Annotated in this window: 1 protein-coding gene; it reads left to right on the forward strand. The window is 62.5% G+C overall.

Translation table 11 applies throughout. From position 1 onward, the window contains the following. Nucleotides 1-264, forward strand: a 264-nt coding sequence (locus SB753_RS38120) for a globin domain-containing protein (RefSeq protein WP_410805299.1), incomplete at both ends; no start/stop codon positions are given.

Below are 264 nucleotides of genomic sequence, written 5' to 3' on the forward strand. Positions count from 1 at the left end.
TGGTACGACCATCACCAAGCATTTCTACAAGCGCATGTTCGCGCATCACCCGGAACTGAAGAATCTCTTCAACCAGACGCATCAGCAAAGCGGCAATCAGCCCGAGACGCTCGCCCGCGCCGTGTACGCGTACGCGGCCAACATCGACAATCTCGGCGCGCTCGGCCCGGCCGTCTCGCGAATCGCCAACAAGCACGCGAGCCTGAACATCCGGCCCGAGCACTATCCGATTGTCGGCCGCCACCTGCTGGGCGCGATCGTCGA

Origin of the sequence: Paraburkholderia sp. SIMBA_053 (assembly GCF_046534895.1) — a bacterium.
Taxonomy (GTDB): domain Bacteria; phylum Pseudomonadota; class Gammaproteobacteria; order Burkholderiales; family Burkholderiaceae; genus Paraburkholderia; species Paraburkholderia caledonica.